Annotated in this window: 1 protein-coding gene; it reads left to right on the top strand. The window is 43.6% G+C overall.

The genetic code is table 11. The features are described 5' to 3' along the window. Positions 1–1,191: glutamine--tRNA ligase (gene glnS, locus IQR33_RS09775; protein WP_193843673.1), on the top strand; the 1,191-nt coding region annotated here is incomplete at its 5' end. Between the last annotated feature and the right edge of the window lie 159 nt (positions 1,192–1,350).

The following is a 1,350-nucleotide window of genomic DNA, read 5'->3' as shown; positions in this document are numbered from 1 at the left end:
ATGCGCGCTGGTGAATTTGAAGAAGGTAAAGCGTGTCTTCGTGCTAAAATCGACATGGGTTCTTCATTCATGGTCATGCGCGATCCAGTTTTATACCGTGTGCGTTTTGCTACGCACCACCAAACTGGTGATAAGTGGTGCATTTACCCAATGTACGACTTTACGCACTGTATTTCTGATGCACTAGAAGGCATTACGCACTCTATTTGTACGCTTGAATTCATGGATAACCGTCGTCTGTACGATTGGGTTCTAGACAACATCACGATCGAAAGCCGTCCACATCAATACGAGTTCAGTCGTTTAAACCTTGAATACACAGTGATGTCTAAGCGTAAGCTTAACCAGCTAGTTACTGAAAAACTGGTTAATGGTTGGGATGATCCACGTATGCCGACTGTCTCAGGTCTGCGTCGTCGTGGCTTCACACCTGCATCTATTCGTGAGTTTTGTAAGCGTATTGGTGTAACGAAGCAAGAAAATATGATCGAGTTTAGTTCATTAGAATCTTGTATTCGTGATGACCTAAACGAGAACGCTCCGCGTGCAATGGCTGTACTGGATCCTGTTAAAGTTGTTATCGAAAACTTTGAAGCAGGCGCAGTAGAAAACTTGACAGTTGCCAACCACCCAAATAAACCTGAAATGGGCGTGCGTGAAGTGCCATTCACGCGTGAATTGTGGATTGAGCGTGAAGACTTCCGTGAAGAAGCGAACAAAAAGTACAAGCGTTTAGTGCTAGGTAAAGAAGTTCGTTTACGTGGTGCTTACGTGATCAAAGCTGAGCGCGTTGAAAAAGATGCCGAAGGCAACATCACAACGATCTTCTGTTCTTACGATGCAGATACGCTAGGTAAAAACCCAGCAGATGGTCGTAAAGTGAAAGGCGTTATTCATTGGGTGTCAGCTGATAAAGCTCTTCCAGCGGAAATTCGTCTGTACGATCGTTTATTTACGGTGCCAAACCCAGGCGCAGCGGAAGATTTTGCTTCTACTATCAACCCTGAATCATTAGTTGTGATCAATGGCTTTGTCGAGCCTAGCCTAGCTTCTGCAGAAGCAGAAAAAGGTTACCAGTTTGAACGTATGGGTTACTTCTGTGCAGACTCGAAAGACTCTTCAGCAGATAATCTAGTATTCAACCGCACGGTTGGTCTACGTGATACCTGGGCAAAAATTGAGAATCAATAATCTCAATTAATGCTGAGAACGATGAAAAAATGCCAGCAAACGCTGGCATTTTTTATACCTAATCCCACAGAGTGCTATATAGATGTGCAAAACTGTGGAGAAAAAAGATGGGTGTTTAGTAGCTTTTGTTCTGTAACCAAAGTACTGACGTCTAAGGTT

The organism is Vibrio sp. OPT46 (assembly GCF_015163535.1).
Lineage (GTDB): Bacteria > Pseudomonadota > Gammaproteobacteria > Enterobacterales > Vibrionaceae > Vibrio > Vibrio alginolyticus.
This window is presented reverse-complemented; position numbering and strand designations above follow the sequence as displayed.